The organism is uncultured Caballeronia sp. (assembly GCF_964243625.1).
GTDB lineage: Bacteria > Pseudomonadota > Gammaproteobacteria > Burkholderiales > Burkholderiaceae > Caballeronia.
Map to the genome: position 1 here is coordinate 1 of NZ_CAXTGZ010000591.1, position 3,719 is coordinate 3,719.

The following is a 3,719-nucleotide window of genomic DNA, read 5'->3' on the forward strand; positions in this document are numbered from 1 at the left end:
GCTGGATACGGCGGGTCTCGTCTGGGTGAACACCGACGCCGACAAGCTCCGCGCTGCGCGCGAAGCCGCGGATCAGGTCGAAGCGCCGACACGCGTCGTGCGGGAGCGCAAGCGCCTGCCGCCGCTCGACGCCGCGCCGATGCAGCAAGTGGAAACGGGTAAGGACGCATAAGCGTCCGACGTTTCGATAAAAGCGCCACACGACTCAGGTCTGTGGCGCTTTTTTATTTTTGCGCGTGCAAAAACCCCATAAAGCACAGCGGCGGACTACTGCTGATCCGCCCTTCCGCTAAAATGGATCGTTGAAAGTTGACAGTAGCCCCGCTGCTGCTTGCGAGATATAAAACGATCATGTCCCGACGCATCATTCCCGTCACCGATATCACCGCGATCCCGGCCTTCCCGGGAGCCGTGGCGACGCCGACCGGATTGCTTACTGACAAGCTGTCACGCGACTTGCGCGATCTGCGCATCTCGGTGACCGATCGTTGCAATTTCCGTTGCGTGTACTGCATGCCGCGCGAAGTCTTCGATAAAAACTACGAATTCCTGCCGCACAGCGCGCTGCTGTCCTTCGAGGAAATCGAACGGCTGGCGCGGCTGTTTGTCGCCCATGGGGTGGAAAAAATTCGGCTGACCGGCGGCGAACCGCTGCTGCGAAAGAACATCGAATTCCTGATTGAGCGGCTGGCGCTTTTGCGTACGCCCGAAGGCCGGCCGCTCGACATTACGCTCACCACCAACGGTTCTATCCTCGCCCGCAAAGCCAGGTCGCTCAAGGACGCGGGTTTGACCCGTGTCACGGTGAGCCTCGACGCGCTCGACGACGCGTTGTTCCGCCGCATGAACGACGCGGATTTTGCCGTCGCCGATGTGCTCGATGGCATCGAAGCCGCGCATGCAGTCGGCCTGGCACCGCTGAAGGTGAACATGGTCGTCAAGCACGGCACGAATGACGCGGAAATCGTGCCGATGGCGCGCCACTTCAAGGGCAGCGGCACGGTGCTGCGGTTCATCGAATATATGGACGTGGGCGCGTCGAATGGCTGGAACATGAGCGAAGTGCTGCCATCGGCGGATGTCGTTGCGCGCATTGCCGAGCATTTTCCGCTGCAACCGCTCGAAGCCCACAACGACGCAGAAACCGCTCAACGATGGGGTTACCGGGACGGAAGCGGCGAGATCGGCGTGATCTCCAGCGTGACCCGCGCCTTTTGCGGGACGTGCACACGGGCGAGGTTATCGACGGAAGGCAAGCTGTACTTGTGCCTTTTCGCGACGTCCGGACACGATCTGCGCGCGCTGATTCGCAGCGGCGCGAGTGACGCAGCCGTCGCCACCGCCATAGCCCGGATCTGGGAAGCGCGCACCGACCGCTACTCGGAGCTGCGCGGCAGCAATTCCCTGCCAGCCCCCGACCCGGACGCCCGGCGCGTCGAAATGTCGTATATAGGCGGATGACATGACCGAGCCGTCCCGGGATGCCCTTTCGAAGCACGACATCACGGGCGTGGTACTCGCCGGTGGACGCGGGTCACGCATGGGCGGCGTGGATAAAGGCCTGCAGCCGCTGAATCTCGAACCGCTTGCGCTGCACGCGCTGCGCCGGCTTTCGCCACAATGCGGCGCCATGCTCATCAGCGCAAATCGCAGCCTCGAAATCTATGCGCAGCTCGGAATGCCGTTCCGGGCCAAGGTCGTCGTCGATGCATTCCCCGACTTCCCCGGCCCGCTCGCGGGCATGTCGGCGGCGTTGCACGAGGCGCAGACCGACTTCGTGCTGTTCGCGCCCTGCGATGCACCTTTCGTCGATCCTCATCTGGCCGACCGGCTGTCGGAGAAACTGGTTGCCGACAGTGCGGACATCGCCATCGCGACTGTCACGGATTCGGGCGGCGATCGCCATCTGCACCCCGTGTTCGCGCTCCTGAGAACGTCGCTGGCCGACGATCTCGACACGTACATTCGCGCCGGCGAACGTAAAGTTCGCGCGTGGTACGCGCGCCACAAGGCGGTAGAAGTGACCTTCACCGACGAGCGTGCGTTTTACAATGTCAACGATCTGCAGCAGCTAGCCGACCTGGAGCGCAACTAAGCGCCGGTTCGTTTCAGTTTGCTGCGAGCCACCGGCTTGCCAGAGGTCGCGGAAACACCGGCGCATCTCAACACGTCTGCCTCTTCATCCATCCACCCGCGGGCTTTGCGTCGCGACTCCGCGCTGTTTTACCCATCGATGAACACACCCAGGCACTTTTCGAGCTGCGTCGCCGAGTACGATCCGAACGCGCTGCCCGTCAGCGCGGCGCAAGACATCGTGCGTCAGTGGGCGTTGCCGCGCGGCTCCGTCGAAGTCGAGCGCGTGCGTCTTTTCGATGCGCTGGATCGTGTGCTGGCCAAGGACGTGATTTCACCCATCAACGTCCCCTCGCACGATAACTCCGCCATGGACGGCTACGCCTTCGATGGCGCAGTGCTGGCGGACGCCGGTCTCGAAGGGCGGGTTCAGTTGACCGTTGCCGGGAAGGCGCTCGCTGGACAACCGTTCGAAGGCCGCCCGCTTGCCGCCCAATGCGTGCGGATCATGACGGGCGCGCTGCTTCCGCCCGGCTGCGATACGGTGATTGCGCAGGAACTCGTGCAACGCGCGGGAGACATGGTCGCGTTCGGCACGGCGGGAATCGGGCGCGGCGTGAACCGGCGCCTTGCGGGGGAAGATCTTGCAGAAGGTCAACCGGCGTTGCGTGCAGGACGGATCGTGCGGGCATCGGATATTGGGTTGCTGGCTTCATTGGGTATCGCTGAAGTTACCGTGCAGCGCCGTTTGCGCGTCGCGTTTTTTTCCACCGGCGACGAGTTGCGCTCTGTCGGCGAAACGCTTGAACCGGGTTCCATCTACGATAGCAACCGCTACACGCTTTACGCGATGCTGCGCCGGATGAACGTCGAGCCTGTCGATCTGGGCATTGTCCGCGACGACCGGGCATCGCTTGAAGAAGCCCTGCGACGCGCGACCCGCGAAGCCGACGTCGTCATCAGTTCCGGCGGCGTGTCAGTGGGCGATGCCGACTTCACGCGCGACCTGATGAACACACTCGGCGACGTCGCATTCTGGAAAATCGCGATGCGCCCTGGCCGGCCACTCGCGTTCGGTCGGCTATGGTCGGGCGCGCGTGCCGGCGAGGGCGAATCAGCGTTGTTCTTCGGCTTGCCCGGCAACCCGGTCGCGGTCATGGCGACGTTCTATTTCATCGTGCGGGAAGCGCTGCTCGCCATGTCGGGCGCGGCGCGGCACGCGTTGCCGATGGTATCGGCGATCAGCACGAATCCGCTATCCAAACGTGCCGGCCGCACGGAATTCCAGCGCGGTATTGCAGAGCGCGACAAAGCCGGGCGCTGGCGCGTGGTAACAACCGGGCCGCAAGGCTCGGGAGTGCTGAGTTCAATGAGCGAAGCCAATTGCTTCATTGTCCTGAAGCACGACGCAGGAAATATCGATGCAGGAGACAGCGTGGATATCCTGCCATTCGACGGCCTGATCTAGTTCCAAAGGCTCTTCGACAACCTGCTTCAAGAACCTGAACCTCAAGAACCTGAACTGCAACGCCGTCATGAGTCAAGCGGCTAAAACGGACGGTTCGAATGCATTGCACTATGACTGACGGGGCTTTTCCTTCATGAAAAAACAGATTTCGTTCATCGCACCGGGACAAACCGCCAAA

At 62.5% G+C, this 3,719-nt stretch carries 3 protein-coding genes and 1 pseudogene; all 4 read left to right on the plus strand.

Features of this window, described 5'->3' with window-relative positions:
* A pseudogene (locus tag ACFFAR_RS27615) lies at positions 1-172 on the plus strand (ribonuclease E); the annotation flags it as partial.
* Between the two features lie 179 nt (positions 173-351).
* The gene (gene moaA, locus ACFFAR_RS27620) at positions 352-1,461 is read left to right on the plus strand and encodes a GTP 3',8-cyclase MoaA (protein ID WP_375508857.1); all 1,110 of its coding nucleotides are present in this window, start codon (positions 352-354) and stop codon (positions 1,459-1,461) included.
* 1 nt (position 1,462) lies between these two features.
* On the plus strand, positions 1,463-2,095 hold the full coding sequence (gene mobA / locus ACFFAR_RS27625) for a molybdenum cofactor guanylyltransferase MobA (protein WP_174364191.1): 633 nt from the start codon (positions 1,463-1,465) through the stop codon (positions 2,093-2,095).
* A 138-nt stretch (positions 2,096-2,233) separates the two neighbouring features.
* On the plus strand, positions 2,234-3,541 hold the full coding sequence (gene glp, locus ACFFAR_RS27630) for a gephyrin-like molybdotransferase Glp (RefSeq protein ID WP_375508858.1): 1,308 nt from the start codon (positions 2,234-2,236) through the stop codon (positions 3,539-3,541).
* Positions 3,542-3,719: the final 178 nt, after the last annotated feature.

Excerpts from the sequence above, each read along its gene's own strand:
- mobA (WP_174364191.1), top strand. The coding sequence starts at position 1,463 with ATGACCGAGCCGTCCCGGGATGCCCTTTCGAAGCACGACATCACGGGC.
- glp (WP_375508858.1), top strand. The coding sequence starts at position 2,234 with ATGAACACACCCAGGCACTTTTCGAGCTGCGTCGCCGAGTACGATCCG.
- moaA (WP_375508857.1), top strand. The coding sequence starts at position 352 with ATGTCCCGACGCATCATTCCCGTCACCGATATCACCGCGATCCCGGCC.